This is a genomic window from uncultured Mucilaginibacter sp. (assembly GCF_937859865.1).
In the GTDB taxonomy this organism is placed as follows: domain Bacteria; phylum Bacteroidota; class Bacteroidia; order Sphingobacteriales; family Sphingobacteriaceae; genus Mucilaginibacter_A.
In genome coordinates, this window is sequence record NZ_CALMAT010000117.1 from 1 (window position 1) to 4105 (window position 4105).

6 protein-coding genes are annotated in these 4105 nt (G+C 40.6%); 4 read left to right on the forward strand and 2 right to left on the reverse strand.

The genetic code is table 11. From position 1 onward, the window contains the following. A partial coding sequence (locus tag Q0192_RS12005) for a GNAT family N-acetyltransferase (protein WP_299289722.1) occupies positions 1–383 on the reverse strand: 383 nt, incomplete at its 3' end. Positions 384–598: 215 nt separating this feature from the next. Then, positions 599–1057, reverse strand: a complete 459-nt coding sequence (locus Q0192_RS12010) for a PA2169 family four-helix-bundle protein (protein WP_299289723.1) — start codon at positions 1055–1057, stop codon at positions 599–601. 198 nt (positions 1058–1255) lie between these two features. Here Q0192_RS12010 and Q0192_RS12015 point away from each other — a divergent pair, with 198 nt between their 5' ends. The 4 genes from Q0192_RS12015 to htpG form a co-directional block, all read left to right on the forward strand. Further along, on the forward strand, positions 1256–1492 hold the full coding sequence (locus tag Q0192_RS12015; RefSeq protein WP_299289724.1) for a hypothetical protein: 237 nt from the start codon (positions 1256–1258) through the stop codon (positions 1490–1492). A 136-nt stretch (positions 1493–1628) separates the two neighbouring features. Beyond that, a complete protein-coding gene (locus tag Q0192_RS12020; RefSeq protein ID WP_299289725.1) occupies positions 1629–2618 on the forward strand; it encodes an aldo/keto reductase in 990 nt (329 codons plus the stop codon). Positions 2619–2643: 25 nt separating this feature from the next. After that, positions 2644–3027, forward strand: a complete 384-nt coding sequence (locus tag Q0192_RS12025; RefSeq protein ID WP_299289726.1) for a hypothetical protein — start codon at positions 2644–2646, stop codon at positions 3025–3027. Between the two features lie 132 nt (positions 3028–3159). Beyond that, a partial coding sequence (gene htpG / locus Q0192_RS12030) for a molecular chaperone HtpG (RefSeq protein ID WP_299289727.1) occupies positions 3160–4105 on the forward strand: 946 nt, incomplete at its 3' end.

Consider the following 4105-nt stretch of genomic DNA (forward strand, 5'->3'; position numbering starts at 1 on the left):
AATTGATGTGCATCGGCAGTTGCCAAAACAAAGCGCCTTAAATTTTTTAATGTTGAATGATTCCGAATCGTTTGGACCAGCCATTTGGATAAGCCTGCTTTGCGAAATTCAGGCAGAATAAAAACATCGCATAAGTAAGCAAAAGTAGCTTCGTCGGTGATGACGCGCGCAAAACCAACCTGTTTTTGATGCTGGTAAATGCCAAAGCACAAAGAATTTTGTATTGAAGTTTCCACAGTTTTTAGGCTGATGCCTTTTCCCCAATAAGAAACTTGGTCCAGAAAATGATGGATCAATGTTATATCCAACAAAGTTTTGTCGGTAGAAATCAGGAAACCTTTTTTAAAAAAAGCATCATCATTCATGATTACTTTTGTAGCCATAATTTATTTGTGCCTCCAATTCCAGATATGGCAACTACACAAATATACTGGGTTTCTACCATTTGTGGTTGTGTCCCGGCGCAAGGTTTTACATTGAGTTTAGAAAATGCTGTTTTTATCGGGTAAAAATTGGTGTTCATACTTAAATAAACTTCTAAACAAAAAAGCCTTTTGATCACAATCAAAAGGCTTTCCTGAAAAAATTAAAAACAAAATTATCCCTGCTGCATATCGCGCAGCATTTTAACTTTATCGTGCGATAGTTTTAACTTGGATTGCTGCTGGGCAACCAGATCGTGCAAATAGTGTGGCAGGTTTTCGTCGGCCAAAGCAGTTTTATAAGCGGCTTGTGCGGCATCTTCACCTTTTTCGCAATCCGCCAAAATAGAATGGCGGTCGTGGCCAGTAAACGTTCCTTTTACCTTCATCCAGGTGCGGTAAATTTTGCCGCTGTTGGTGGTGCCTTCGGCGGTTTCGCCTTTCAAAACCAAAACTTCGGTCGCCAAAGCCATTTTACACTCGTGGCTTTCTTGAATCATGTGTTCAAACAAAGGTTTTAAATCGGCATTTTCTTCGGTTGATTCTTTAATCGCCCTTTCATAGCCTTCAATCCGGTCGTTGTTAATTTCGATCAGGTCGTTCAAAATTTCAACAGTTGCTGCATTTTCTATCATGGTTTCTTGGTTTTAATAATCTACCTCAAAAGCAATCAATAACTTTTTTTGTTTAACAGAAACACATTTTTGCAATTTCTTGTTATGGTATTAATAATTAAAAAAATATTGCTTGGTTTAAATTGGTTTTAACCCGGCAGTTTTAATTAGTACCAAACAGAATCAACTAGAATAAATTAACAATTAAACAGAAACACTATGTCAAATCAACACCCGGAACACACTGAAGGGCCAGTTGCAACCGCAATTGAGAACCAGACTGCAAAAATTCCTTCCGACATTTTTTTATGGGCAGCTTTAGGGGCAATCGGAATTTCATTGACTCTTAAAATTATGAACAAACCCCACAATGCACTTTTTGTAGGACAATGGCCTGCTCCGTTTTTGTTGTTGGGCCTTTATAACAAATTGGTAAAATTAGAAGGAAACGACTAAGCATCAGCTTATTCATTAAAAACCATCAGCGCTTCCTTAAAACGGGGGCGCTTTTTTTATGCTTCTTTTATCGGCATAAATATTATAAAACAGCAGCGCGGCTTATGCGTTTTGCAGGTATAAAAGAAGCATCAGCATGAAATACAGAAAATTTGGCAACACCAACGAGAAATTGTCCGTTATCGGTTTGGGTTGCATGGGCATGAGCCACGCTTACGGCGAAACGAACGACGAAGAATCCATCGCGACGTTAAACATGGCGATTGATTTGGGCATCAACTTTTGGGACACGGCAGATGTTTACGGACCGCACACCAACGAAGAATTGATCAGCAAAGTGCTGGTGCCAAACCGAAAAGAGGTTTTCATCGCGACAAAGTTTGGTTTTAAACCAGGCGAAAAAGGTAAATTAAGCGTGTTTGATGGTTCTCCGGCTTATGTAAAAAAGGCTTGCGAAGGCAGTTTAAAACGTTTGGGCGTGGAAGTGATTGACCTGTATTATGCGCACCGTGTTGACCCGAATATTCCTGTGGAAGAAACGGTTGGCGCGATGGGCGAGCTGGTAAAAGAAGGCAAAGTGCGTTTTATCGGTTTGTCCGAAGCTTCTCCGGCTTCCATCCGAAAAGCGCACAAAGAGCATCCAATTTCGGCTTTGCAATCTGAATATTCTTTTATCACAAGAGATCCGGAGAAAGAAATTTTGCCTTTGTGTGAGGAATTGTCAATTACGTTTGTTCCGTTCAGTCCGCTTTCCCGCGGTTTGTTTACGGCCGCTTCTATTTCTACCCAAGAATTAAAAGACAATGATTTCCGTAAAACCTTGCCGCGTTTTAAAGAAGAGCAATATTTAAAGAACAACCAGCAATTGGCTTCAGCTTTAAAAGAGTTTGCTGCTTCCAAAGAAATTACGCCTGCACAATTGGCTTTGGCCTGGGTTTTGGCGCAAGGCGAACAAATCATTCCAATTCCCGGAACCAAAAAACGGAAGTATTTGGAAGAAAACGCCGGCGCGGCCGATGTCAATTTAACCAAAGATGATTTGCAGGAGATTGAAGAAATCCTGAAAACCTACCCGCACGTTGGCGAACGCTATTACGAAGAATCCATGAAAATGGTGAACAACTAAAAAACAGGCATAAAAACAGCATCGCATGTACAATCCTTTCGTTATGTTATTTGTGCTGGCCATCCCGGTTGCCTGCATTTCGTGGACGGTTACGCACGAAGAAGTTTTTAAAGAAATCCGCGAATTTTGCGTGAAAAACAGCCACGAGCAAAAAACTTTGGCCGCACGCAAATTTTTCTATTTGTTTACCTGCGAATACTGTTTCAGCCATTACATCACTATTTTTATGCTGATTATTACCGGTTATAAATTGTTGTTTGACGGCTGGCAGGGTTATTTAATTGCCGGTTTCAGTTTGGTTTGGGTGGCCAATATTTACATGAGTTTGTACGGTTTGATCCGTTTGGACATCAAAATCGAAAAAACAGAAGCCAAAGTGAAAGAGAAACAGTTGGAAAAGATAGACTAAGCACACCAATTTTTACCCGGTAAAAGAAGCATTAGGTTGATGTCGCCTGTCAACCTGTCATTTTTGTATCTTTAATTTTCCTTTGGAACTATTGTTGATTCCGGTTTCCGCATAAACTAAAATACTAAAGTTATGCAGGAAAAAGGTTCTATCTCCATTCACACCGAAAATATTTTCCCGATCATCAAGAAGTTTCTCTATTCAGACCACGAGATCTTTTTACGGGAATTGGTATCCAACGCGGTTGACGCTACACAAAAGTTGAAAAGGCTGGCCAGCATCGGCGAGTTTAACGGCGAAGTGGGCGATACCAAAATAAAAGTATCCATAAACGAAGCAGACCAAACCATTACCATTTCCGACCGTGGGATTGGGATGACGGCCGAAGAGATCAAGAAATACATCAACCAGATTGCTTTTTCGGGCGCGACCGAGTTTGTGGAGAAATACAAAGACAAAGAAGGCGACAAAAAAGACATCATCGGCCATTTTGGTTTAGGTTTTTATTCGGCTTTTATGGTTTCTTCCAACGTGGAAATCAAATCGCTTTCGTACAAAGAAGGCAGCGAAGCAGCACGTTGGATTTGTGATGGCAGTACTGAATTTGAAATCACTTCAACGGATAAAACCGACCGTGGTTCGGACGTGATTTTGCATATTGCCGAAGATTCGAAAGAGTTTTTAGAGAAAAGCCGCATACAAACCATCCTGAAGAAATATTGTAAGTTTTTGCCGGTTGAGATTGAGTTTGATGGCGAAGTGATCAACCAAACGGTTCCGGCCTGGACGAAAGTGCCAAGCGAACTGAAAGACGAAGATTACATCAGTTTCTATAAAGATTTATATCCGTTTTCTGAAGATCCTTTGTTCTGGATTCACCTGAATGTGGATTATCCGTTCAACCTCACCGGGATTTTATATTTCCCGAAACTGAAAAACGATTTTGAGTTTCAGCGTAATAAAATCCAGTTGTACTCGCGGCAGGTATTTATTACGGATGAAGTAAAAGACATTGTGCCGGAGTTTTTAATGCTGTTGCAAGGTGTCATTGATTCGCCGGATATTCCGCTAAACGTTT

What these genes read in the sequence shown, in the direction of transcription:
- Q0192_RS12010 (WP_299289723.1), bottom strand. Translation starts at nt 1,057, where the DNA reads ATGATAGAAAATGCAGCAACTGTTGAAATTTTGAACGACCTGATCGAA.
- Q0192_RS12015 (WP_299289724.1), top strand. Translation starts at nt 1,256, where the DNA reads ATGTCAAATCAACACCCGGAACACACTGAAGGGCCAGTTGCAACCGCA.
- Q0192_RS12020 (WP_299289725.1), top strand. Translation starts at nt 1,629, where the DNA reads ATGAAATACAGAAAATTTGGCAACACCAACGAGAAATTGTCCGTTATC.
- Q0192_RS12025 (WP_299289726.1), top strand. Translation starts at nt 2,644, where the DNA reads ATGTACAATCCTTTCGTTATGTTATTTGTGCTGGCCATCCCGGTTGCC.